Origin of the sequence: Acidibrevibacterium sp. (assembly GCF_049965395.1) — a bacterium.
GTDB lineage: Bacteria > Pseudomonadota > Alphaproteobacteria > Acetobacterales > Acetobacteraceae > Acidibrevibacterium > Acidibrevibacterium fodinaquatile.
Window position 1 is genome coordinate 11,678 of sequence record NZ_JBMFWJ010000016.1, and the last position, 23,577, is coordinate 35,254.

General features: G+C 66.2%; 18 protein-coding genes. 4 read left to right on the forward strand and 14 right to left on the reverse strand.

Annotated elements, in window-relative coordinates; genetic code table 11:
* The first annotated feature begins 6 nt into the window (after window positions 1-6).
* The gene (locus tag ACP5M5_RS06925; protein ID WP_427936385.1) at window positions 7-2,400 is read left to right on the forward strand and encodes a heavy metal translocating P-type ATPase; all 2,394 of its coding nucleotides are present in this window, start codon (window positions 7-9) and stop codon (window positions 2,398-2,400) included.
* Window positions 2,397-2,555, forward strand: coding sequence for a cbb3-type cytochrome oxidase assembly protein CcoS (gene ccoS, locus ACP5M5_RS06930; protein ID WP_427936386.1), 159 nt, complete (start codon window positions 2,397-2,399; stop codon window positions 2,553-2,555). The genes ACP5M5_RS06925 and ccoS overlap by 4 nt, the downstream gene beginning before the upstream one ends.
* On the opposite strand, the gene ACP5M5_RS06935 is transcribed toward ccoS, so the two are convergent.
* The 5 genes from ACP5M5_RS06935 to ACP5M5_RS06955 all read right to left on the reverse strand — a co-directional run bounded on the left by ACP5M5_RS06935 (window position 2,556) and on the right by ACP5M5_RS06955 (window position 7,778).
* On the reverse strand, window positions 2,556-3,512 hold the full coding sequence (locus ACP5M5_RS06935) for a potassium channel family protein (protein WP_427936387.1): 957 nt from the start codon (window positions 3,510-3,512) through the stop codon (window positions 2,556-2,558).
* A 44-nt stretch (window positions 3,513-3,556) separates the two neighbouring features.
* Entirely contained in the window at window positions 3,557-4,855 is a 1,299-nt protein-coding gene (locus ACP5M5_RS06940; protein ID WP_427936389.1) for an MFS transporter, read from the reverse strand.
* A 9-nt stretch (window positions 4,856-4,864) separates the two neighbouring features.
* The gene (locus ACP5M5_RS06945; protein ID WP_427936390.1) at window positions 4,865-5,911 is read right to left on the reverse strand and encodes a cyclase family protein; all 1,047 of its coding nucleotides are present in this window, start codon (window positions 5,909-5,911) and stop codon (window positions 4,865-4,867) included.
* A 47-nt stretch (window positions 5,912-5,958) separates the two neighbouring features.
* Window positions 5,959-6,846, reverse strand: a complete 888-nt coding sequence (locus ACP5M5_RS06950; RefSeq protein ID WP_427936391.1) for a DUF2189 domain-containing protein — start codon at window positions 6,844-6,846, stop codon at window positions 5,959-5,961.
* 104 nt (window positions 6,847-6,950) lie between these two features.
* Entirely contained in the window at window positions 6,951-7,778 is an 828-nt protein-coding gene (locus ACP5M5_RS06955; protein ID WP_427936392.1) for a class I SAM-dependent methyltransferase, read from the reverse strand.
* Between ACP5M5_RS06955 and gloB the strand changes: the two genes are divergently transcribed.
* Both gloB and ACP5M5_RS06965 read left to right on the forward strand, forming a co-directional pair.
* Window positions 7,777-8,502: a hydroxyacylglutathione hydrolase gene (gene gloB, locus ACP5M5_RS06960; protein WP_427936393.1), complete on the forward strand. Its 726-nt coding sequence runs from the start codon at window positions 7,777-7,779 to the stop codon at window positions 8,500-8,502. The genes ACP5M5_RS06955 and gloB overlap by 2 nt on opposite strands.
* A gap of 24 nt (window positions 8,503-8,526) precedes the next feature.
* Window positions 8,527-9,126, forward strand: a complete 600-nt coding sequence (locus ACP5M5_RS06965; RefSeq protein WP_427936395.1) for a glutathione S-transferase N-terminal domain-containing protein — start codon at window positions 8,527-8,529, stop codon at window positions 9,124-9,126.
* A gap of 16 nt (window positions 9,127-9,142) precedes the next feature.
* Here ACP5M5_RS06965 and ACP5M5_RS06970 read toward each other — a convergent pair whose 3' ends face one another.
* From ACP5M5_RS06970 to ACP5M5_RS07010, 9 genes are all read right to left on the reverse strand, one after another.
* A complete protein-coding gene (locus tag ACP5M5_RS06970) occupies window positions 9,143-10,102 on the reverse strand; it encodes an ATP-grasp domain-containing protein (protein ID WP_427936397.1) in 960 nt (319 codons plus the stop codon).
* Between the two features lie 129 nt (window positions 10,103-10,231).
* Window positions 10,232-12,022, reverse strand: a complete 1,791-nt coding sequence (locus ACP5M5_RS06975; protein ID WP_427936399.1) for an acyl-CoA dehydrogenase C-terminal domain-containing protein — start codon at window positions 12,020-12,022, stop codon at window positions 10,232-10,234.
* A gap of 21 nt (window positions 12,023-12,043) precedes the next feature.
* Window positions 12,044-14,365 carry a 3-hydroxyacyl-CoA dehydrogenase NAD-binding domain-containing protein gene (locus tag ACP5M5_RS06980; protein WP_427936400.1) on the reverse strand — a complete coding sequence of 774 codons (2,322 nt, stop codon included), beginning with the start codon at window positions 14,363-14,365 and terminating at the stop codon, window positions 12,044-12,046.
* Window positions 14,365-15,501 carry a thiolase family protein gene (locus ACP5M5_RS06985; protein WP_427936401.1) on the reverse strand — a complete coding sequence of 379 codons (1,137 nt, stop codon included), beginning with the start codon at window positions 15,499-15,501 and terminating at the stop codon, window positions 14,365-14,367. Before ACP5M5_RS06985 ends, ACP5M5_RS06980 begins: the two co-directional genes overlap by 1 nt.
* A gap of 85 nt (window positions 15,502-15,586) precedes the next feature.
* Window positions 15,587-16,018 carry a MerR family transcriptional regulator gene (locus ACP5M5_RS06990; RefSeq protein ID WP_114910792.1) on the reverse strand — a complete coding sequence of 144 codons (432 nt, stop codon included), beginning with the start codon at window positions 16,016-16,018 and terminating at the stop codon, window positions 15,587-15,589.
* Window positions 16,019-16,054: 36 nt separating this feature from the next.
* Window positions 16,055-17,707, reverse strand: coding sequence for an AMP-binding protein (locus tag ACP5M5_RS06995; RefSeq protein WP_427936403.1), 1,653 nt, complete (start codon window positions 17,705-17,707; stop codon window positions 16,055-16,057).
* Between the two features lie 139 nt (window positions 17,708-17,846).
* A complete protein-coding gene (locus ACP5M5_RS07000) occupies window positions 17,847-21,092 on the reverse strand; it encodes a sulfotransferase (protein WP_427936404.1) in 3,246 nt (1,081 codons plus the stop codon).
* A gap of 81 nt (window positions 21,093-21,173) precedes the next feature.
* Window positions 21,174-22,613 (reverse strand): sensor histidine kinase, encoded by a 1,440-nt coding sequence (locus tag ACP5M5_RS07005; RefSeq protein WP_427936405.1) that lies wholly within the window; start codon window positions 22,611-22,613, stop codon window positions 21,174-21,176.
* Between the two features lie 178 nt (window positions 22,614-22,791).
* Window positions 22,792-23,481, reverse strand: coding sequence for a TVP38/TMEM64 family protein (locus ACP5M5_RS07010; RefSeq protein WP_427936406.1), 690 nt, complete (start codon window positions 23,479-23,481; stop codon window positions 22,792-22,794).
* Window positions 23,482-23,577: the final 96 nt, after the last annotated feature.

A 23,577-nucleotide genomic window follows, 5' to 3' on the forward strand; every position in this document is an offset into this window, starting at 1 on the left:
CGGCGGATGAACGCCCTTCCTCGCCATTTTCGTGCCGCCGCGCCGGCGCTTTCCCCCGCGGGCACGAAATGCGCGCATTGTGGGCTGGCGCTTGCTGGCGAGGCGGCGGGCGAGCGCTTTTGTTGCGCCGGTTGCGCAAGTGCCTTCGCGATCATCCGAGGGCTGGGGCTTGACCAGTATTACACCGCCCGGCGGCTTGACCCCAGCGCCCGCCCGCCGCGCCCCGAGGCGGATATAAAAGCCGATGTCACGCGCTTTCTGCGCGCCGCCGCCGATGGCGCGAGCGAGATCGATCTCGCGGTTGACGGTGTGCAGTGCGGTGCCTGCGTCTGGCTGATCGAAAACATGCTGGCGCGCGAGGCGGCGGTGATTTCCGCCCGTGTCAACATGACGACGCGGCGGCTGCGACTGCGCTTTCGCGGCGGCGCCGAGGCGGCGGCACACTTGGTCGAGCGGGTCGAGGCGCTCGGCTATCGGCTGGTGCCGTTCGACCCCTCCTGCGCCACCGCCACCGATGACCGCGCCGTGCGCGCGCTGCTCCGCCCGCTCGCGGTGGCCGGATTTGCCGCCGGCAACGGCATGCTGCTCGCGTTCGCGGTTTGGGCAGGCCTCGCGCAAGGCATGGGGCCGGCGACGCGCGCGCTCCTGCAAGCGATTTCGGCGCTAATCGCCCTGCCGGCGATCGCCTATGCCGGCATGCCGTTTTTCCGCGCGGCGGCGCGCGCTCTGCGCGGCCGGCGTGTTACCATGGATGTGCCGATCAGCCTCGGTCTCCTCGTCGTCACCGGGCTCAGCCTCGCCGATCTCCTCGCCGCCAACGGCGAGACCTATTTCGAGAGCGCGACGATGCTGCTGTTCTTCCTGTTGCTCGGGCGCGTCCTCGATCAGCGCGCGCGCGGACAGACACAGGCGGCGGCGGCGCATTTGCTGGCGCTCCGGCTGCGCGAGGTCACGGTTCTCGCCGCCGATGGCAGCCAGCAGCGGCGTGCGCCGGAGACGCTCGGCGCCGGCGAGATGATCATCATCGGCGCTGGCGAGCGCGTCGGCGCCGATGGCGTCATCCTGCGCGGCCAAGGGAGCCTCGATGCCAGCGTCATCACGGGCGAATCGGACCCGGTCGCGGCGGCGCCCGGGGCGCGGGTTTTTGCCGGCAGCCTCAATCTCGGCGCGCCGCTGGTGGTGCGGGTGGAACGCGCCGGGGAATCGACCGTGCTCGCCGAAGCGGCACGCCTGATCGAGCAGGCGGCGGAGGCGCGCGGGCGCTATGTTGCGCTCGCCGACCGGATGGCACGGCTCTATGCACCGGGCGTGCATGGCGCGGCGCTCTTGAGTTTCCTCATGTGGTGGCTGTGGCGCGGCGCCTCGCTCGGCACCAGCCTCACCATCGCGAGCGCGGTACTCATCATCACCTGCCCCTGCGCTCTCGCGCTCGCGGTGCCGATGGTGCAGGTGGTGGCGGCGGCGCGGCTGTTTCGCGCTGGCGTGCTGCTGAAATCGGCGACCGCCCTCGAGCGGCTCGCGAGCGTCGATACGGTAGTGTTTGACAAGACCGGCACTCTGACCTGCCCCAGCCTGACACCGGAGAGCCAACGCGATGCCAGCGCTTGGCGGCTGGCGGCGGGGCTGGCCGGCACGAGCCGCCATCCGCTCGCCCGCGTGCTCGCTTCTTCGCTGCCTGGCGCCGCTTTGCCTGAGGGCGAACTCCGCGAACATCTCGGCGCTGGTCTTACGCTGCATTGCCTGGAGGGAGAGATTCGCCTCGGCAGTCGCGATTTCTGTCAAGCGATTTCCCCGCAGCCAATGCCGGCGGCGGACAGCGCCGAAATCTGGCTCACCCGGCCGGGCGCGCCGCCCTATCGCTTCGCTTTCACCGAGGCGCCGCGCGCGGGGGCGGCGTCTCTCGTCGCTTGGCTCGCGCGCCAGCGGTTCAACATCCTACTCGCTTCGGGCGATCGCGCCGCCCCGGTGGCGCGGATAGCGGGCGCGCTCGGGATCGCGCGCGCCCATGCCGAGCTGACGCCGGCGGCGAAATGCCGTCTGCTCGATGATCTCCGCGCCGAGGGGGGGCATGTTCTGATGGTGGGGGACGGGCTGAATGACGGGCCGGCGCTCGCCGCGGCGACGGTGTCGGCCTCCCCCGCCAGCGCGACCGATCTCGCGCAGACGGTCGCCGATGTCGTGTTCCAGGGGCGCTCGCTGATGGTTATCGCCGATGTCCTTGCGCTCGCGCGGCGGGCGCGGGCGGTGATGCGGCAAAATCTCGGGCTCGCCCTCGGCTACAACCTGGTGATGGTGCCGCTGGCGATGGCCGGCGCGATTACCCCCTGGCTTGCCGCCGCGGCGATGTCGGCGTCGTCGCTCACGGTCGTGCTCAACAGTTTGCGGCTGCAGCGCCGATGACGGTTCTCATCTATCTCATCGCGATCTGCCTCGCACTCGGCGCTGGCGGGCTCGGGCTTTTTCTCTGGGCGCTGCGCTCGGGCCAGTATGACGATCTTGAGGGCGCCGCGACGCGGGTGCTGTTCGACGATGCGACCGAGCGGCCGCGCCGATGATCAATCCGGCAGTTTCGGCGCGGCTGGCGGCGCCGCGCGCTCCTCATCGCTCATGCGGGCGATCTCGCTGAAGCCGAAGAGCAGCAGCAGCAAACCGACGATCACCTGCCCGGCGGCGAGCAGCCGCACCAATTGCCCGACCGGCACGATATCGCCATAGCCGACCGTGCTCAGGGTGATGATGCTGAAATACATCGCCTCGCCGAAAGAGAGGAAATGATCGGCCGAATCGGTAAGAAATTGCGGCGTCTCCGCGCTCATTTCGGCGAGCCGGTAAAGACAAGCGAACACGACGACGAGCAGCGAATAAAGTGTCATGAACGCGGTCATCGGGATCATCAGCCGGTCGATGCGATGCGCGACCCCCTCAAAAATCAGCGCGACATCGTTGAGTAGCAAAACGACGTCGCGCGCCGCATAGGCGATGAACCCCGACACCACCGCCATCGAGACGAGCAGCGCAACCTCTTGGTCGCTCGCGGCGAGATGCAGCCGTGGCAGCGCGAACGTCGCGGCGCCAACCGCGGCGACCCCCGGGATCCAGCGCCAATGTGCCGGCAGCGCGGTGATTTCGCGACGCCGGCGCGCATGCAGCACCGCGTTGATCTGGCGAAAACGCACGAAACAGGCGCCGAGAAAAACCAAGACCGGCATGGCGAGCGCGATGATCGCCGGCCCGTGACTGGCTTTCGGAAAATTTGATTCGCGGAAGAAAAAAAAGGTGCACGCATAAACCGCGAGAAAATTGGCAAACGTGATGCCGAAATGCATCCCGCCGGAAAAGGCGAGGAAGAAAAAACCGAATCCCGTGGCACAGATCGCAAGTGCTGCGACGTCGAATTTCCAATCCTCCCCGGCCGCAACCGAGACCAGCCCGACCAGGATCAGAGTGAACAAAAGCGCCCGCAGCCAACTGAACCTTGCCGCGTCACGCTTCGCCGCCGCCGTTTGGGCCATGGCATCGTCTCCCCGAACATCAACGTTGCGCCTGCCGACCCGTGTTAGCCGGAGGCGTCCGTCACATCAACGCATCGTGACGATTTCGCGGTTTTGTCAATAACGCGAAACGATACCAAGGCGACGGCGAGCGCCAAGGCCGCGAGGGCAGTGAAAATCGCCGGGGGCGCGAGGCCGAGCCCATGCAGCCCCATCAGCGCCAGCGCCGCACTCGCCATGAAGGCGGCGTTCAGAACATTGTTCGCGGCGACCAGCCGAGCGCGCAGCGCCGCCGGCGCCCGCTGTAACACGCCATAAAGCAGCACCGAGACCATGCCGCCCATGGCGGCAATCAAAAACAGGTTGGCGAGCACGTGCCAGCCCGCGACAGTCGCCAGAATCTGCCGGACCCTCTGCCCCCGGGGGAACAGCCCGAACCGATGGATCATGAAGGCAAAATCACCGATCAGCAGCGCCATCGCGAGCAGCGCCCACGGCACCGGCCAGAGCTGAGCGCCGCCGCCGGCAAGGCGGCCGGTCGCAACCGAACCCGCGCCGACCCCGAGCACGAACGCCACCAAGAACAGCGCCACCAAATCGGCGCCAGCGGCGAAAACATGATGCGCGAGAGCGGGGAATTCGGTGATGAACACCGCGCCGACCGCCCAGAACCAGCTCAATCCGAGGATCGCCGCCCAGATTTCCGGCACCAAACGCGCCGCCGCAAAAAGGGCTCGCGTCTCGCGCCAGAGGCCAGGCGCGCCGACGCTCTCCGGCGCCGCCGCCGCGAGCGCTGGCAACAACCGTGCCGCGGCAAGTCCGATCGCGGCCAAAACCACCCCCGCGCCGCCGGCCAGCCAAACCGCCGCTGGCGCCGCCATTAGCGCCGCCCCGGCAACGGTGCCGATGAGGATGGCGAAAAAAGTGGTCGCCTCGATCCATCCGGTCGCCGCCGGCACGACCTCGGCGGTCAGCAATTCCGGCACGATCGCGTATTTGATCGGCCCGAAAAACGCCGCCTGCGCCCCCAATCCGAACAAGACCAGTAGCAGGGCGGCGGGATTTCGTGACACCAGCGCGCCGGCGGCGGCGAGCATGAGCAAAAGCTCGGCAAGCTTGGCGAGACGGACCAGACGCGCCTTGTCGTAGCGGTCGGCGAGCACGCCGGCGGGGATGGAAAACAGCAGGAAGGGCAGAATGAACACCCCGCCCGCCGCCGCGACCAGCACCGGCCCGGCCGCGCCCGCCTGCCCGATGATGAGCACGGCGATCGCGTTTTTATAGAGATTGTCTGCGAGCGCGCCACACGCCTGTAGCAGCAAAAACGGCCAGAACCGCCGCGAGCGCAGCAGATCGCGTGCCAAGCCGCGCCCTCAGACCGTCGCGATCGGCGTCACCGGCGAGCCGACCGCGCCGGGAAGACGAAGCGGCGGCGCGGTGAGCAGAAAGCGCGAACGCCCGGCGGCCCGCAACCATGCGGCAAGCTCGCTCAAATGCCATAATTCGCCGAGATTGACGCCGAGCCGGAACAGGCAATGGGCATGGAGCGGCAGCGAAGCGCAATGATCCTCCTCGCACGGCCGCGCCGGCACCGCCTCCACCGCGTAATTATCGGCGATCAAGGCGGCAAGACCGCTTTCCGTGATCCACGCGAGCAATTTCGGATCACGCCCATCGAGGGCGGCGCACGCGTCATGCACCCGCGCCGGATCGGGATTGCCCTTCATTTCGAGGAGCATCGCGGCGAAGCCGGTGTGGAGACAGACCATGTCCCCCGGCTCGACAATGATGCGATCCTTCGCCATCACCGCCATCAACGCGTCATAGCCGACGAGGGTGCGGGCGCGGCCGAAATGCGCCTCGAGATCGATCATCACCGCGCGACCCTGAATACAGGCTTCCGCCATATTCTCGACGCCGAGACGGCGAGCCCCGGAGCGCGCGGCGACCGGCGCATCGCCATGCGCGTAATCGATCGGACCGATGACATCGCGGCCGGCGCGAAACCCGTTATAATAGACGAATTCGGGCACGCCATCGCCGTCGGCATCGAACATCTGCCCGACATGGGCGAGACTGTCCCATTGCGTCGAGTATTGCAGTGTCAGCATCACTTGGTCGTCGGAAACGATGTCGGTATAGCGCGGATCCTCGCGGTTCAGCGGAAAATTCATGTTCGGCCGGCCGCCGCGCTCGGTGGGGGCAAGACGCGGCGGATGCCGACGCGGGTTGAGGACGTTGCCGCCGGGATAATCGAGCGGCAGGCTCAAGCAGAAGCTTCGCCCCTCGCGCACCTCGCCTATACCCTGCAACACCTTCTCGCGCGTGATGAGATTGAGCCGCCCGCGCTCGTCATCCGGCCCGAAATCGCCCCAGGTCGAGCCCGGCGGCCGCTGCCGCCAGCGTTGCTGTTCACCCATATGCGCATCCTCCCGCGTCGTTCGCGCCGGCGTGGCGCAAGGCGAGCTTACGCGCGGCGCGGGCGCGCGACCAGGGCGCGATAGAGATGCCAGGTGGCATGCCCGAGCACCGGCAAGACGACGATCAGCCCGACGAGGAAGGGAAGCGAGCCGAGGACCAAAAGCCCGGTGACGATCGCCGCCCATGCCGCCATTGGCCCGGGATTGGCGGCGACCGCGAGGATCGAGGTCGCGATCGCGGTATTGAGGCTGGCATCGCGGTCGAGCAGCAGCGGGAAGGAAATGACGCCGATCAGGAACGCGGCCACGGCACAGCAGAACCCGGTGACGATGCCGATCGCGATCATCGCCCAACCCGGCTTCGTCGTCAGCGCGTCGTGAAGGAATTGCGCGAGCGTCGGCGCCGGCATGTCCAACCCGTAATAGGCCCCGAGCGTTGCCCTATAGATCACCTGGGCGAGCACCAGCCAGAGCAGGAAAATCACGATCAGCGCGGCGCCGAGAAGGGCGATGCGCCCGATCGCCGGCGAGCCGAGGACACGGAAGGCATCCGCCCACGCGGCGGTGCCGTCACGCTCGCGGCGGCGGCTGATTTCGTAGAGACCGAGCGCGAAAAACGGGCCGAGAATGGCAAAGCCCGAGGCCAGCGGGAACAGGATCTGCACCGCGCCGCGGCCGAACATCACCTGTTCCAGAATCAACCCCGCCACCGGATAGATCAGACAGAGAAACAAAACATCGGTGCGGTTCGCGGCAAAATCCGCAACCCCACTGATCAAAGCGGCGCGGAGATCGGCGAGCGTGATGCGTCTGATCACCACCTCGCGCCCGGCATTGCTTTCCTGCCAATAGTCGTTTGCTGGAACCGCACCGAGGGCGCGCGACGAGGTCCGGATATACTGCCAGCTCCAGACGACCGGATTTTGAATGGTCATGGCCGTTTCTCCCGTGCAAACGGGGCGAAATACCCGAGCGGCAACACCCCGCTGCCGGCTAGGCTACGCCTTATCGCGGCAAAAATGCATGAAATTTTGCGTCATCATCGCAGCGCCGCCCTCTGGCCGCCATCAGCCCCTCTCTGCGCCGCGGACGAGCGCGGCAGGGGTGCCGTCGCCAGCACCAGGCGGCGGCGATGGACGGGGCGGTTCGGGATCGCGGCATAGACATCCTTCACCGCCTCGCTCAACGTGAGCCCGGCGAAGCCCGGCGCGATGCGCTGCCCGACCCGTTCGATCAGCGGCGCGACGCGGAGCAGCAGCCGCAAACGGGCCGGCGGCAGGTAGAGCGCCGTATCGCGCCGTGTCACGTGAAACAGCGAGGCGGCGAGCAGGCGGCCGATCTGCCCCTGCGAATAGGGTTGACCCTGGCCGAAAGGGGTTGTCTCGACATGCGCCCAAAGGCCGACGCGGTTGGGCGCAACCACCAGCAACCGCCCGTCATCCTTCAAAACCCGCCACACTTCGCGCAGCAGCCGCCGCGCATTCTCCGCCGCCTCCAGCCCATGCACCAGCAGCACGCGGTCGAAACTGAGATCGGCGAAAGGGAGATCCTCCTCCTCGACGGTGCAGGAGAGCCCCGGCGCCGCCGCCGGCCAGGCAGCGGCACCGATCTGCGCCGGCAGCGCCGCGATGCAGCGCGCTGCCTCCTCGCGCCACAGCCGAAGATAGGGCGCGGCATAGCCAAGACCGAGAATCGAGGCGCCGCGCGCCTCCGCCACTGGCCAAAAGCGCAGCAGCCGGGCGCGCAACAGCCGCGCCACCACCGCCCCTTGGGCGCTCGCGTAAAACTCCGCCGCAGCATGCGCATCGGTCGCCATCGCGCGAGTATAGCTGGAAACCGGCGCCGAACCGTTATACATCTCACGCATGGCAGTTCACGCGACCCCGGTTCCCATCCTCAAGGACAATTATGCGTGGCTCTTGCAGGACGGTGACGCCGGCGCCCTCGCTCTCGTCGATCCCGCCGAGGCAGAGCCGCTGATCGCCGCCATCGAGGCGCGCGGCGGCCGGCTCGATCTCATTCTCCTCACCCATCACCACGCCGATCACGTCGCCGCGACCGAACCGCTGCGCGCGCGCTATGGCTGCCCGGTTGCCGGCGCACGCTTCGACGCGTCTCGCCTGCCGACGCTCGATATCGCCCTCGATGAGGGGGAGACCGTCGCGCTAGGGGCGGCGCGCGGCCGGGTGATCGCAACCCCCGGCCACACCCGCGGCCATATCGCCTGGTTCTTCGCCGATGGCGCGGTTCTGGCCTGCGGCGACACTCTGTTTTCGCTCGGCTGTGGGCGCTTGTTCGAAGGCACGGCTGAGGACATGTTCGCGAGCCTCGCCAAGCTCAAGGCACTGCCGGACGAGACGCTGGTCTGCTGCGGCCACGAATATACTTTGAGCAATGCCCGCTTCGCCCGCGCCGTCGATCCCGATAACCCGGCGCTTTTGGACCGGATCAATGAAATCGAGCGCTTGCGCGCGGCGGGCCTGCCGACGGTGCCGACCACGCTTGCAGAGGAACGCGCGACCAACCCCTTCCTGCGCGCCGCCGATGCGAAAGCCCTCGGCGCGTTGCGCGCACGCAAGGACAATTTTTGAGACCAATCACCCGGAGGCCGCGTCATGAAACTCTTCTATTCGCCGACCAGCCCCTATGTCCGCAAGGTCATGGCCTGCGCCATCGCCCGCGACATCGATGGGCAAATCGAAACGGTGCGGACCAACCCGCACGAACGGCCGGCGGCCCTGCTTGCTGCGAACCCGCTGTCGAAAGTGCCATGCCTCGTTACCGAAGATGGCGTGGCGCTCTATGACAGCCCGGTGATCGCCGAATATCTCGACAGCATCGGCGATGCGCCGCCGCTCTTTCCCCGCCCGGGAAGTGCCGCGCGCTGGCATGCGCTGAAATTGCAAGCGCTCGGGGATGGGATTCTCGATGCGGCGGTCGGGCGGCGGATGGAGCAGGCAAAGCCGCGTGAGGCCGCGCGTGACGCCACCCTCGCGGAGCAGAAAGCGGTCGTCGCCCGCGCGATCGCGGCGCTCGAGGCCGAGCCACCAGGACCATCGCTCGATATCGGCAGCATCGCCATCGCCTGCGCCCTCGGCTATCTCGATTTCCGCTTCGCCGATGAGCCCTGGCGCCCCGGCCATCCGCGCCTTGCCGCGTGGTTCGCGGCGACCTCGGCGGCGCCCGCGCTCGCCAAGACAATGCCGCGGGAATAATCGGCGGGGCAAACTATCAGGGCGCAAGAGCGAGCGTCACCGCGCGCGCCGGCTGCAACTTCGGCAAATCGCCGCCTGCGGCAAGCGCGAGCACCTTGGCGGCCGGATTGACGCCAAGCGCCTCGCTCAGGGCGGCATAGCTGGTGGTCAATCGCGGATTGATCTCCAGCACCACCGGGCCGGAAGAGGCCGCGATGAGATCAACGCCGACATAGCCGAACAATTCAGGGATGGCGCGGGCGATGGCGGCGGCGAGCGGAGTATAAAGCGCGCGCTTTTCCTCCGCGCCGCCGACCACGAAGCCACCGTAATGAAATTCGTCGCCCATGCGTGCAATCATTTGACGATTGCACGAAAGCAGGGTCGCCTCACCAGCGTTGCAGAGCAGCGAAAGACTTTCCGGCGCGCCCGCGATGAAAGGCTGCGCGATCAGGCCGGGCGCGCCGCGCGCGGTGGCCAATGCGGCAGCGGGATCGGCGAAAAACCGCACGCCTTCGGCACCGGCGCCGTCATCGGGCTTGACGATGGCGCCGTGCGGCGCCGCAATCCCGGGCGCGAGGGCGGGCGCAGTCGGAACACCGTGCGCCGCGAGATGCCGGGTGGTCGCGGTCTTACTCGTGCAGAGCCGCACCGCGTCTGGCGATGACCCGAGAAGAATTTTTCCCCGCGCCATTGCGGAGAGCCGCAGCAAAATGCCATCGCTTTCCGGCGCGATCGGCCAGAACGCCTCTGCCGCCGCGATTTCTGCCCGCACGACGTCCCAAAAGGCGCCGGCCTCGACGGCGGCCGTCTCGGCCGGAACGGAGAACGCCGGAAGCCGCGCATCACGGCAAACGCGAAGCCTAACCCCGTGAACGGCCGCGAGATCGGCGAGCAAAGCGCGCAGCATCATTTCCCCTTCGGCGCGCAAGCCAGCCGGGATCGGCGCACCCGCGAACCCGCCGCCGGTCACGAATTCACAAACGAAAATGCGCATCAATACGTTCTTTTTCTGAAGAAAAAGAACCAAAAAGACTTTTGTCCCGGCCTCTCGGAATAGCCGATGCGCCACAGAGGAAAAGTTTTTTGGTTCTTTTTTCAAAAAAGAACACTTCTGTTCAGTTGATCAGAACGCCGCTTCCTCCAGCGCCATCATCGCGTGTTTGCCGGATTTGATGGCGAGATAGAGCGCGCCTGCCTGCGGCAGGAGGCGCTCCATGGTGAAGCGGGCGGTCGTGAGCTTCGCGTGATAAAATGCTGGCTCGTCGGCGCCGTTCGCGAGCTTGGCCGCAGCGGTTTTGGCCATCCGCGCCCACATGAAACCAAGCGCGACGAGGCCGAAAAGGCGGAGATACTCGCTCGCCGCAGCCCCCGCTTCCTCGGGATCGCGCATGCCCGCTTCGGCGATATGGGCGGTCGCGAGTTGCAGGGCACCGAAGGCTTTTTCCAGCCCATGGACCATCTTGCCGATCGCCGCATCCTCCTTGTGCGCGGCGATGAACGCCGCGACGGGATGGAAAAATCCGCGCAGCAATCGCCCGTAATGCGCGCCCAATTTGCGTCCGACGAGATCGAGCGCCTGAATGCCGTTGGTGCCCTCATAAATCATCGCGATCCGCGCATCGCGCACATATTGCTCGACGCCATGGTCACGGATATAGCCGTGGCCGCCATAAACCTGAACCGCGAGATTGGCGGCCTCGAAGCCAAGATCGGTGAACAGCGCCTTGACGATCGGCGTCATCAACGCGGTGAAATCTTCCGCCTTTTCGCGGGCCGCCGGCTCCGCGCTCCGCTCGATGGTATCGAGCGCCTGCGCGACCCAAAGCCCGAGGGCGCGACAGCCTTCGGCATAGGCGCGCATGGTGAGCAGCATGCGCCGCACATCGGGATGGACGATGATCGGGTCGGCCGGTTGATCAGGATTTTTCGTCCCGCTCAGCGAACGCCCCTGGATACGCTCGCGGGCATAGGCAACGGCGCTCTGATAGGCCGCTTCCCCGATCGCAAGACCCTGGATGCCCACCGAAAGCCGCTCGCTGTTCATCATCGTAAACATTGCCGCGAGACCACGATGCGGCGCGCCGACCAGCCAGCCTTTGGCATTCTCGAAAGTAAGCTGGCAGGTTGCGGAGGCTTTGATGCCCATCTTGTGTTCGATCGCGGTGCAGAGAACGCCGTTGCGCGCGTCCGGCCGGTCTTGCTCGTCGGGCAGGAATTTCGGCACCAGGAACAGGCTAATGCCGCGGCTGCCGGCCGGCGCGTCGGGAAGGCGCGCGAGCACGAGATGGATGATGTTCTCGGTCAGATCATGCTCGCCGGCGGAGATGAAAATCTTGTTGCCCGAGAGCAGATAGCTGCCGTCCTCTTGCGGCACCGCGCGGGTGCGCAGCATGCCGAGGTCGGTGCCGCAATGCGGTTCAGTGAGGCACATCGTGCCGCTCCAGACGCCGCTCGCGAGTTTCGGCAGGAAGCGCCGCTTCAGTTCTTCCGTGCCGTGATCTCGCAACGCCTGATAGGCGCCGCGCGAAAGCCCGGGATAGAGGCTGAAGGAAAGATTGGCGCTACAGATCATCTCCTCGACGAGCTTGTTCACGCATTCGGGCAGACCTTGGCCGCCATACTCGGGATCACAAGCAAGCGCCGTCCAGCCACCCTCGCGGAAAAGATCATACGCAGCCTTGAATCCTTTCGGCGTGCGCACGACGCCATTTTCGTAATGGCAGCCTTCCTCGTCGCCGGATGCATTGAGCGGCGCCAGCACCTCTTCGACGAAGCGGCCGGCTTCCTCGAGAATGCTGTCGATGAGATCCGGCGCCAGACTTTCTTCGCCCGGCCGAGATGCGAGAGCGGTGCCGTCGAAAACTTCGTGCAGCAGGAAACGCATGTCACGAAGTGGTGCCTTGTAGGTTTGCATGGCGATTGTCCCCTGCGACGATCAGTTGCGAAGCGGCTTGCCGGTCTCGAGCGTGTGCGCGATGCGCGCGAGCGTCGGCTCGGTGCGGACGAGACGCATGAAGGCATCCCGCTCCAAAGCGAGCATCGCCTCTTCGTCGCGCGGCGCCAGCGGATCGGCAGCGCCACCCGAGAGAATTTCGGCCAGTGCCTCGGCAACCACGAGATCATGCGCCGTCGCCAGGCCCTGGCGATGAAACCCTTCCGCCGCCATCATCAGCGCGAGTTTTCCAGACGGGCCAGGCAACACAAAAATCGGCGGCTCCGGCGGGCGATAATCGGCGGCCAGCGCGAGCGCCCGCGCCTTGGCGCTCGCGAGCAGGCGCTCGCGGTTCATCACGATCTCATCGCCGCGACGAAGAATCCCCATCTCGCGCGCTTCTTGCGCCGATTTGCTCACCCGCGCGGTGCTGACCATCTCGAAAACCTGGGCCACCGCCGGCATCGGCCCTTTCGGCAGGGCGGGTGAGGCGGCCAGGCGCGCGAGCATTTCCTTGGTGCCGCCCCAGCCCGGCACCAAACCGACGCCGCATTCCACAAGTCCGGCATAAGTCTCGGCGTGAGCGACGATGGCGTCAGCGTGGAGAAGAATTTCGCACCCGCCCCCGAGCGCCATGCCCGCCGGCGCCGCGACCACAGGGAACGGCGCGTATTTGAGTGCGAGCATCGCCTTCTGCCCGGCGGCCAGCGTCTTCTCGATCTCACCCCAGGCGGCGATATTGGCCGCGAAAGCGGCGAGGCCGAGATTGGCGCCGACCGAGAAATTGCCGCTCTCGTTATAGATCACCAGCGCCTTGAATTTTTCTGCAACCAGCGTGACCGATCGCGCGATGAGATCGACGATGCCGGGATCGAGCGCGTTCATCTTCGTCGTGAATTCGAGACAGGCGACACCGTCGCCGATATCCCAAAGCGACGCCGAGGCGTTTTTGATGAGCGGTTTGCGAACCCGCTTGACGTCTTCGAGCAGCACGATACCGGCCGGGCGAAGAATGTCGTGATAGACGCCATCGCTGCCGAGACATTGCGGCCTTGCCTCATGCAAACGATAAAATCCTGAGGCCTCTGCCGCTGTTGCCAGCAGCGCCGGAGCTTCGATGCCTTCGGCGGCAAGAAGCGCGCGCATGCCGGCCGCGCCAATCCGATCGATCAGTTCGAAGGGGCCGAATTTCCAATTATAGCCGAGCCGCATCGCTTCATCGATGGCAGTGATGTCATCGGCCGCCTCCGGCACCAGCCGCGCGGCATAGGCGAGCGTGTGGGCCATAACACGGCGGGCATAGGCGCCAAGCTTGTCGTTGCGATTCAGCAATTTTTTGGGGTCGCGCGCTGCTTCCTCGGGCAGTGTTGGCGTGCGTTCGGCGCGATAGTCACCGCTGGCGAGATCGATGGCCTCCTTGATGCGCTTGCTGCCGTCACGCCGCAGCCGGTAGAATCCGCCTTTTCCCTTCCGCCCGGTAAAACCTTCCGCAATCATCTTGCGGATCAGCGGAACATCCTGGTTAGCGGCGTGGAACGGGTCGCTCGCTGGCAGCGCCTCAGCGAGGCTGGCATTGACATGCGGCATGAGATCGAGGCCGACGAGATCGATCAGCCCGAAGATGCCGGTTTTCGGAATCCCGAACGGCCGTCCCATCACCGCGTCGGCTTCTTCGACGGTAAGACCGAGATCGATGGCCGCGAGCACGCCAACCTGCATCCAATAGACGCCGAGGCGATTGGCGATGAAGCCGGGGCTGTCCTTGCAGGGAACGATGGTTTTACCGAGCGCGTGATCGGCGAATGCCGCGACGCGTTCGGCCAGGGCCGGCGTTGTCGCGGCGCCGGTCACCAGTTCGAGAAGGCGCATATAGCGCGGCGGGTTGAAGAAATGGGTGATCAGGAAGTGCGCGGCAAACCCTTCGCTCATGCCCGCAACCAAGGCGGCAAGCGGAATGGTGGACGTATTCGAGGAGATCGCAGCACCGGGCTTGCGCACCACATCGATGCGACGATAGAGCGCCTGCTTGATCTCGAGATTTTCTATGACCGCCTCAATGATCCAGTCACATTCGGCAAGTTTGTCGAAATCGTCTTCGGTGTTGCCCGGCGTGATCAGCCGCGCGGCAGCGGCCGACATCAACGGCGCGGGCTCGGTTTTCATCATGCGGGCGATGGCGTTTTTGGCGATCGCATTGCGGTCCTTGCCATCCTTCGGCACGATGTCGAGGAGCAGCACCGGAAACCCGGCATTGGCGATCTGAGCGGCGATACCTGCGCCCATGACGCCGGCGCCGATCACCGCGAGTTTGCGGATCGCCTCCATCACACGCGCTCCAGAAGCGTCGCAATACCCTGGCCGCCGCCGATGCATTGCGTCGCCAAGGCGTAGCGTTTGCCTTCGCGTTTGAGCAATGACGCCGCCTTGCCCGTGATCCGCGCGCCGGTCGCGCCGAGCGGATGGCCAAGCGCAATGGCGCCGCCATCGAGATTGAGCTTTTCCGCGGGAATGCCAAGATCGCGCGCGCAGGCGATCGCTTGGCTGGCAAACGCCTCGTTGAGTTCGACGAGATCGATATCGGCGATCGTGACACCGGCGCGGGCGAGAATTTTCTTCGTCGCCGCCACCGGGCCGATCCCCATCACCTCGGGCGCGCAACCGGCGACGCTGACCGCGCGGATGCGCGCGAGAGGCGAGAGATGATGGCGCGCGGCGAACGCCTCGCTGCAGACGAAAACTGCCGCCGCGCCATCGGTAAGCGGCGAGGCCGTGCCTGCCGTCACGCTGCCATCGGCGCGGAACGCCGGCTTCAGCGTCGCCAGGGTTTCGACGGTGGTTTCGGGACGGAGGCAGCCATCTTGTTCGACAAGTCCATCCTTGGTCGTGATCGGCACGATCTCGGCCATGAGATGACCCGCGCGCACGGCGCGGGCGGCGCGGGCATGGCTTTCGGCGGCGAACGCTTCCTGTTCGGCGCGGCTGATGCCATAGCGGGTGGCGACGTTTTCGGCGGTTTCGCCCATGCTGATATAGGCCGCCGGCATTTTCGCGTGCAAAGCCGGGTTGGGCATCGGGTTGAAACCCATCATCGGCACGCGGCTCATGCTTTCGACCCCGGCGCAGAGAAACGCCTCGCCGGCGCCGAGCGCGATCTGCCCCGCCGCCATGTGGATCGCCTGCATTGAGGAGCCACAGAAGCGATTGACGGTGACACCAGCGACAGTGATCGGCAGATCAGCGAGCAACCCGACGAGACGGCCGAGATTGAGCCCTTGCTCGCCCTCGGGCATTGCGCAGCCGAGGATAAGGTCCTCGATCAGCGCTGGATCGATGCCAAGTCGGCCGACCAAGCCGCGCACCACCTGCGCTGCGAGATCATCCGGGCGCACACGCGCGAGCGCCCCTTTTTTCGCCAGCGTGAACGGCGAACGAGCATAGTCGACGATGACGGCATCACTCATGATTTTTTTTCCATATCCGTGATTTCTCAGTGTCTATCCCAACCTTCGGGGGTTCCCGTCATGGCCATATCGTCAAACGCCTCGCTCATCCGGCAAGGCGCTTGCGCGACGGGGGTTTGGCCTCGAGCGCCGCCACCGCTTGGCGCTCCACCTCACGCAATTCGGCGAGGATTTCGGTGAGCGCGCGCTCTTGTTCGACGAGTGTTGCAAGGCGGGCGCGCACCAGTTTCAGCAGCAGGCGAAGTTGCGAACCCTGGCTCGTATCGATGTCGTAGAGTTCAAGATATTCCCTGATCTCACGCAAGGAAAATCCCAGACGCTTACCACGCAGGATGAGAATCATGCGGGCGCGGTCACGATTGGTATAAACCCGCGTGGTGCCGGCGCGGCGCGGCAGGATGAGACCCTTATCCTCGTAAAAACGAATGGCGCGCGGGGTCACGCCAATCTCTTTCGAGAGCTGCGTGACCGTATAAAGCCGTTCAGGATGCGACGGAGCAGCCGGGACGCTGGCCATCAAGATCACCTATACGGAAGTTGTCTGACGTAAACTTTAAGCACGTCCGCCGCTTTCGTGCAAGCGGGCCTGCTCTTCACGCAATGCCATTTTCGAGAGTTTACCGATGGCGGTTTTCGGAAGGGTTTGCCGAATTTCGATCACCCGTGGCATCTCGATGCGGGAAATTTGATCACCGAGAAAGGCGCTGAGTTCGTCGGTATCGCAGCGATAGCCGGGACGCAGTGTCACGAACGCCGCCGGCGCCTCACCGCGATAGCTATCGGCAACGCCAATCACCATCGCCTCGGCAACCGCCGGGTGTCGGCAAAGCGCTTCCTCGATCACCCGCGGGTAGATGTTATAGCCCCCCGCGATGATCACGTCCTTGAGACGATCGACGAGAAACAGATAGCCATCCTCATCGAGATAGCCGATATCGCCGGTGCGGAGCGCCCCGTTGATGAAGGCCCGCGCGGTCTCTTCCGGCCGCTTCCAATAGCCCATCATCACCTGCGGGCCACGGAGGCAGACTTCGCCTTTCTCGCCCACACCGAGGAGCCGCTCGGGATATTCCGGGTCGCGAATTTCGATCACAGTGTCAGCAACTGCGCGGCCGACCGAGCCCGGTTTGAGCGGCGAGAAATTGGTGTTGGAGACCGCGGCGCCGGAGGTTTCGCTGAGCCCATAGGCTTCAATGAACTGCTTGCCAGTCAAGGCCGCGAGGCGCTCGCAAAGCTCCGCCGGAAACGCCGCGCCACCCCCGGTCCATACACGGATCGAGGCAATGTCTTCCTTGCGGCCCTGCGCCACCGCGGCCAGCACCGCGGTCACGATGGTCGGCACGGCCGGGAAGATCGTCGGCCGCGTTTGCTTGATCGTGCGCAACAGCTCAGCGATCTCAAAGCGCGGCAGCAAAATGATTTCCGCGCCGATCGCAAGCGAGCAGTTCATCAAAACCGTCATCCCGATGACGTGAAACAGCGGCAACACCGCGAGCACGCGCTCCTCGCCGAGCGTCACGTCGGGCGCGCAGGCGAGGGTCTGGCGCATGCAGGCGAGGAGATTGCCATGGCTCAGCATCGCCCCCTTGGGCACACCCGTTGTGCCGCCGGTATATTGCAAAACCGCGAGGTCATCCGCCCTGATCGGAACCGGCGCGGGTTTGCCCGGAGCCAGCAATGCTGCGAGCCGAATGATCCGCCCATCGCGCGGGGATGCAATCTCGCGCCGCCGCAGCGTAGTGAGTGCCAGCGCCTTGAGCGGCGGCAGGATCGCGCGCATTGGACAAAGGATGACGCGCTTGGCGCCGGCCGCGAGCACCGGGTTCAGTATCCGCGCGAGATCGGGCGCAACCATGATCGCCGTCTCGGAATCCGCCATTTGTGCCGCGATTTCACGCGCAACATAAAGCGGATTGAAGTTCACGACGACGCCGCCAGCCTTGAATACGGCAAAGAAAAACATCACCGAATAGGGCGTGTTCGGCAGACACAGCCCGACCTTCACCCCGGGCCCGACACCAAGGCGCTGCAAGCCGGCGGCAAGCCGATCGACCATTTCGGCAAGATCGCGATAGCGCCAGCGCCGGCCCAAAAACCACAGCGCCGGGCGCGCAGCAAACCGCGCCGCGGCGGTGGCCAGCAAATCCGGCAGGGTTTCGGGGGTACGCTCGGCGAAATCCGTACCCTCTCGGCTTTGTGTTTCCATCCCGCCCATCACCTCCCCGCCTATCGCCTCCCCGCCTATCGCCTCGCTAGCCCATTCACGTGCATGCGTTGGTGACGGTCATTAGACCGCGTTTCACCTATACGTCAATAAACTCCCTCATGCGAAATTTGGCGATGCATCAGGTCAGCCCGAGATGGCTGCGGAGCGCTGCCGCGACCGTTTCCACCACCACCGGCCATTGCCGCTCATGCCCCTGGCGGAAGAGCCGCACGCTCGGATACCAAGCGCTGGCCGTGCCGGTCATGCGCCAGCGCCAATCGGGCGCGAAGGGCAACATGATCCAGGTCGGCTTGCCCATCGCCCCGGCGAGATGGCCGAGCGCGGTATCGACGGTGATGACGAGGTCGAGATTTTCGACAACGGCCATGGTATCGGCGAAATCACTGAGCGCCGGCCCGAGCGAGAGCAGCGGCGCCGGGCCGCGATCATCGGCGATCTCGGCCATCGCGGCCCCTTTCTGCAAGGCGACCAGCGCGATGCCAGGAACCTGCGCGAGCGGCGCGAGGGTCGCAAGCCGTATCGAACGATAGCGGTCATTGTTATGGCTTGGTCGTCCCGCCCAGGCGATGCCGATCCGCGTGAACCCGGCCGGCAGCAGCGAGGCAAGGCGCTCGCGCCAATGGTCGAGGCGGGCTGGATCGGCGGTGAGGTAGGGGATGTCGGCGGGGATGGTCTCGGGCCGGGTGCGGTGCAGGCGCGGCAGGCCGGAAAGCGTGGTATAGGCGTCAAACGGGCCGCACGCCTCCCAACGATCAACCACCTGGCGAACCTCTCGGAACTGCGCCAACACCGGCATGATCTCGCGCCCGCAGGCAACCACGATTTCCTTGGCCCGCGCCGCCGCAAAGGGAATGTAGCGGCAAAACTGAAGCGCATCGCCAAACCCCTGATCGGCGATCAATAACAGCCGTCCCTCGGGAAGGGGCGTTCCGTCCCAGACCGGTTTATCGGTCTTGGGCAGGGCGCGCCCAGCGCCCGGCAGGCGGAAGCGCCATTCGTAGTCTTCCCAGCCGGCAGCCCAGTCGCCGCTGATGAGCAACGCCTCGGCGCGGAGGAAATGCGCGTTGGCGTGATCCGGCATGCGCGCGAGCGCGCGCTCGGCGCAGGCCAGCGCTTCGGCGATCTCGAGGCGGCTATAATGGATGATGCCGAGATTGCCGAGCGCCAGCGGATCGTCCGGCGCCAGCGCGACCGCTCGCAATCCGCTGCGCAGTGCCTCCTCATGACGGCCGGCGGCGCGATAGAGTTCACAGATATTGCGCAGATAGAGCGGGTGATCGGGGGCGAGCGCGAGCGAGCGCTCCATGTGCGCCAGCGCCGCCTCGATCCGCCCGGCGCGATAGGCGACGACCCCCATCAGGTGATGGGCATGCGGGTGATTGGGGCGGGCGGGCAAAAGCCGCGCCAGCGCCGCCTCGGCCTCGGCAAGACGCCCGGCTTGCTCGTGCTCGCCCGCTTGCCCGAGCAAGGCGGCGGCCTCTTCGTCGGACAAGGTCTCGGCCGGCGGCGTCGGCGCCGGCGGCAGCGTCCTGGCCATCGCCGCCGACGCCGCACCCTCGATCGTATAGCCGAGCCGCTCGATCAGCGGCGCGAGGATCGGGATCACCGGCGCGAGTTCGGTGAGATAGTGCCGATAGCGCCCGAGCGAGCGGTCATAGAGCGGCTCTGTCACCTGGGCATAGCTCGCGGTGCGCGCATGGCGGCGGTTTTCATGAAAGGCAAGGCACGCCGGGTCGAATGGCTCGCCGATGAACGCGAGCAGACGGCGGACACTCGCCTCCGGCGCGGCGATCACATCCTCATAGCGGAGCGGCAGGTAGCGGAGCGTCATCTGCCCGCGATAATGCTGCACGAGCTCCATCACCAAAACATAATGCCGGGCGATGGTCTCCAGCTCGGCGGCGCAATAATAGCCGTGCGTCAAATGGTTGGAGAACACCGACAGCACCACGTCGAGGGGATGGCGGATGAGATGGATCAGCGGTGATGCCGGGAACAGCAACGCGATCAGGCCGAGATGCGTCTCATTGAGCGGCATCTTGTCGGTGAACCAGCGCGCCGCAGCGCCCTCTTCCGGCACGCCAGCCAGCCGCGCGGCGCGGCAATAGGTCTCGCGCAGCAGCGAGAGGCCATCGCGGCGATCGGCCATCCAGAGTTCGGCGAGGGCTTCGGGATAAGCGAGCGTGCTATCGAGCAGCCGCGGCAGGGATTGCGTGAGGTCGTTGACGAAGGGCAGCTCGTCGCCGCCGGCGATCGCCGGGTGGCGGGTCAGGATTTGCTCGATCAGCGTCGTTCCCGAGCGCGGAAAGCCGAGGATAAAAAGCGGTTGCGCGCCGCCTGCGGGCGGCCGCGGGCCGGGCAAGCTCGCCAGCCGCTCAGCGGTGAAAAAACCGCGCAAGCGCCGCGCGAGATCCTCGGCCACGTGCGCGAGATAGGTCGGGGCGCCGCGTTCGCGGGCCTGCGCCTTGCCGGCGGCAAAGGCGGCAAAGGCCTCGGCATGGCGCCCGAGCCGCTCGAGCAGGCGGCCCTTTTGCGAAGATTCCGTCGCCCCGAGCGCCCCTTGCTCGCCGCCGGCCAACAGCGCCAGCGCCGCCTCGACCTGCCCCTGGCGATCGAGGCAGGTTGCGCGGGCGAGGCGAACGGCAGGATTGCCCGGCGCCAAGGCCTCGGCTTGATCGAGCAGCGCCAGCGCGCGGGGAAAATCGCGGTCAGCCTCCTCGAGCGCCGCCCAACCGAGCAAGGTTTTGAGTTCGTTCGGCGCGGCGCGATGGGCTTCCTCGTAAAGCGCCCGTGCCGCCGCCGCCCGCCCCTGGAGTTTCAGGCTCCAGGCGAGATTGGCGAGCAGGATCGGGTCGCGCGCCTGCCGCAACGCCAAGGCCCGCCGGTAATGATATTCGCCGAGCCAGGCGCGATTGGCCTCGGTGAAGATCATACCGAGGAGATTATGCGTTTGCGGATGATGCGGCGCGATCCGCGCGGCGTTGCGGGCGACGGTTTCAGCCTCGCTTAGGGCGCCGCGCTCAAACAGGATCAGCGCGAGTTCGTGGGTCGCCTCGACATGGTTGGGATCGAGCGTGACGAGGCGCTGAAGCAATGTCTCGGCCGCCCGCGTCTCGCCGCGCGCCTTACGCAGCCGGGCGAGTAACAGCAGCGCATCCCCGCGCCCCGGCGCCAGTTCGAGGACGTCGCGCAGCAACGCGAGCGCCGCCTCGGTCTTGCCCTCGGCGGCGGCTTTGCGTGCACGATCGACGAGACCATCGAGCCGCCAGCCGGCCGGGTTGGGCGCGAGCGCTGACGCTTGCGCCTCGCAACAGCGCGCCGCCCGCAAGCCGCTGCCGCAAGGGCAAAATGATCCCGTTTCCATGCCGCTTCGCCGTTACCCCCGCTGATCAGGCGATTTTGCGACCCAGCGCCGCGCAGATCAAGAATGCGTGCGCCCCGCGCTTCAGGGAGTCGCCGATTGCCGCGCGGCGACCGGCGGCGTGCTTTCCTCTGGCTGGCTCGGCAGTGTCAGGCGGAAAATCGTCCCGTTGGGGCCAGTTTCGGCGAGTTCGAGGTCGCCGCCATGGGCGCGCATGAGATCGCGGGCGATGGCAAGGCCAAGCCCGGTGCCGCCGCGCCGATAGGAGCCGACGAAGGGGCGAAACAAATTCTGCCGCACCGGCTCCGGCAGGCCGGGCCCGTTATCCTCGATGAGGATTTCCACCACGCCCGCGACCATTTTCGCCTTCACCGTCACCCGCCCCGCGCCCGCTTCGGCAGCGTTGCGCAGCAGATTGACGAAAACGCGAAACAACAGATCGCGATCGCCGGTGATCAAGAGATCGTCGTCGAGACAGGGGGCGATGCTGAAGCCGGCCGCCTCCGGCAGCATTGCCTCGCGCACCTCGCCGATCAGCCAACGCAGCGGAAAGCGGGTGCGCGTCACCGGCGGCGGTCCCTCGCGGGCGAAGTCGAGGGTGCGCCGCACCATCTCGGTCGCCCGCTCGATCGCCCGCACCACCATTTCGCCCGAGCGGCGCACGCGGCCATCCAAATTCTGTGTCAGGTCATCGGCGGCGAGCATCGCCGAGGCGAGGATGCCGCGAAGATCGTGGCTCACCGTCGCGACCGCGGTGCCGAGGGCGGCGAGCCGGGCATTGCGCCAGAGCGCGGCGCGCAATTCGCGCTGCATATCGGCAAGCTCGCGCGCCGCCTCGGCCATCTCGTCATCGCCGAGCAGGCTGACCGCTTCGGCATCGATCGGCACGCCACGCTCGGGATCGGCGCGAAAGGCGACGATCGAGCCGGTAATCCGCCGGATCGGCCGCACCAGCAAGGCGAGCATGGCGAAATAGACCAAAGCCCCGGTCACCGCCGCGATGATCAGCGACAGCCCGGCGATGCTCCAGGCATAGTCATGCAGAACGTCGAGCAGTTCGCGTTCGTGCATGATCAGCTCGACCACCGTCTTGGGGCGCAGCGGGCTGTTGCCGATGATGGTGATCGGCCGATCCTGGCTGCGAAACAGATCGACCAGGGCATAGCCGACGCTCGCGAGCTGCGTCTCATGGCGGAGATCGTAACGCGCCACCGGTGTGATCTCCTCTGGCGGCGCGAGCACCAGCTCAACCCCGGAGGCGCGATGAAGGCGGATCAGCTCGTCGCCGGAAAGGCGCAGCAAATCGTCGCGGGTCGCAGGATCGAGAAGGCCATGCGGCGCGCCGGCGACGGCGAGGGCGGCGATATTGGCCTCGCGGACATGGCGTTGCAGCCAGACGCGGCGTTCATGGCCAAGGCTCGGAAAAAAAATCAGCCCCTCGGTGAGCAGCACGATCGCCAAAGTCAGCCACAGCAGCCGGGAAGAAAGGCTCCGATACGACGCGCGGACCGGGTTCGCCGCCATCGCGCCGCGCCGCTAGATCACCCGTGTCCTCGCCACACCGTTCTCCCCGCCGGGAGCGTCGGCGCAAGCGACAGCAACACGCGGGAGAAAATCAGTTTGCATAACACGGATATGTGAACGGTTCATGGGACTCTGGCAAGAGGATTTATGTCTCGACCCAGGGATTTGGCCCGTTTTATCATGCGGAACACGCTCGCCACCGCCGCCACAGCGTCGGCAACAGCGCGAGTGCCGCAAGACCGAGCAGCGGCAACAGGAAGCGCGGCGCAAAAAGCAGCCGCGAATCGGGCGCATGTCCCGCCGCCAGCACATCGCCCAATCCGGCGCCGACGCCGGCGAACACCACGCTCGCCGGGATGATCCCGAGAACGGTCGCGCCGGCATAGGGGAGGAGCGGCATGCCGAGCAGCGCCGGCGCGAGATTGACCAGCCAGAACGGCACCACCGGCACCAGCCGCAGCGCCAACAGGTAGTTGAACCCGTCGCGCGCCAAGCCATCGCGCAGCCGCTCGGCAAAGCCCCCGAGCCGACGCGCGAGCGGCGCGGCGAACACGCTCCGCGCCAGCAAAAACAGCAACACCGCCCCCGAACTCGCGCCGAGGACAGCGAAGAGAGCGCCCCGCCAGGGGCCGAACATCAGCCCGCCCGCGAGCGTGAGCACGCCGCCGCCCGGCACCGAAAGCGCGACCACCGCGCAATAAACCAAGATATAGGCCGCCGCCGCGCCGGCGGGGTGACGCGCCGCGACATCGCGCAACTCCGTCTGGTGCGCGGCCAGCGCCGCCCAACTCAGCCAACCCGGCACGCCGAAGGCAGCGATGGCAGCGGCGATCGCGACGAACAGCCCCAGAAGCATGATGCGCGTCATGGCGATTCGCGATTTCCTCATGCTAGCCATCATGCGCCGCGTCAGGTGATTGACGCAATCGCCGCCCTGCCCCTATACCACCGCCCGGCGGCGGGT

Coding starts and splice junctions, on each gene's coding strand:
- ACP5M5_RS06925 (WP_427936385.1), top strand. CDS start 7: ATGAACGCCCTTCCTCGCCATTTTCGTGCCGCCGCGCCGGCGCTTTCC.
- ccoS (WP_427936386.1), top strand. CDS start 2,397: ATGACGGTTCTCATCTATCTCATCGCGATCTGCCTCGCACTCGGCGCT.
- ACP5M5_RS06935 (WP_427936387.1), bottom strand. CDS start 3,512: ATGGCCCAAACGGCGGCGGCGAAGCGTGACGCGGCAAGGTTCAGTTGG.
- ACP5M5_RS06945 (WP_427936390.1), bottom strand. CDS start 5,911: ATGGGTGAACAGCAACGCTGGCGGCAGCGGCCGCCGGGCTCGACCTGG.
- ACP5M5_RS06950 (WP_427936391.1), bottom strand. CDS start 6,846: ATGACCATTCAAAATCCGGTCGTCTGGAGCTGGCAGTATATCCGGACC.
- gloB (WP_427936393.1), top strand. CDS start 7,777: ATGGCAGTTCACGCGACCCCGGTTCCCATCCTCAAGGACAATTATGCG.
- ACP5M5_RS06955 (WP_427936392.1), bottom strand. CDS start 7,778: ATGCGTGAGATGTATAACGGTTCGGCGCCGGTTTCCAGCTATACTCGC.
- ACP5M5_RS06965 (WP_427936395.1), top strand. CDS start 8,527: ATGAAACTCTTCTATTCGCCGACCAGCCCCTATGTCCGCAAGGTCATG.
- ACP5M5_RS06970 (WP_427936397.1), bottom strand. CDS start 10,102: ATGCGCATTTTCGTTTGTGAATTCGTGACCGGCGGCGGGTTCGCGGGT.
- ACP5M5_RS06975 (WP_427936399.1), bottom strand. CDS start 12,022: ATGCAAACCTACAAGGCACCACTTCGTGACATGCGTTTCCTGCTGCAC.
- ACP5M5_RS06980 (WP_427936400.1), bottom strand. CDS start 14,365: ATGGAGGCGATCCGCAAACTCGCGGTGATCGGCGCCGGCGTCATGGGC.
- ACP5M5_RS06985 (WP_427936401.1), bottom strand. CDS start 15,501: ATGAGTGATGCCGTCATCGTCGACTATGCTCGTTCGCCGTTCACGCTG.
- ACP5M5_RS06990 (WP_114910792.1), bottom strand. CDS start 16,018: ATGGCCAGCGTCCCGGCTGCTCCGTCGCATCCTGAACGGCTTTATACG.
- ACP5M5_RS06995 (WP_427936403.1), bottom strand. CDS start 17,707: ATGGAAACACAAAGCCGAGAGGGTACGGATTTCGCCGAGCGTACCCCC.
- ACP5M5_RS07000 (WP_427936404.1), bottom strand. CDS start 21,092: ATGGAAACGGGATCATTTTGCCCTTGCGGCAGCGGCTTGCGGGCGGCG.
- ACP5M5_RS07005 (WP_427936405.1), bottom strand. CDS start 22,613: ATGGCGGCGAACCCGGTCCGCGCGTCGTATCGGAGCCTTTCTTCCCGG.
- ACP5M5_RS07010 (WP_427936406.1), bottom strand. CDS start 23,481: ATGACGCGCATCATGCTTCTGGGGCTGTTCGTCGCGATCGCCGCTGCC.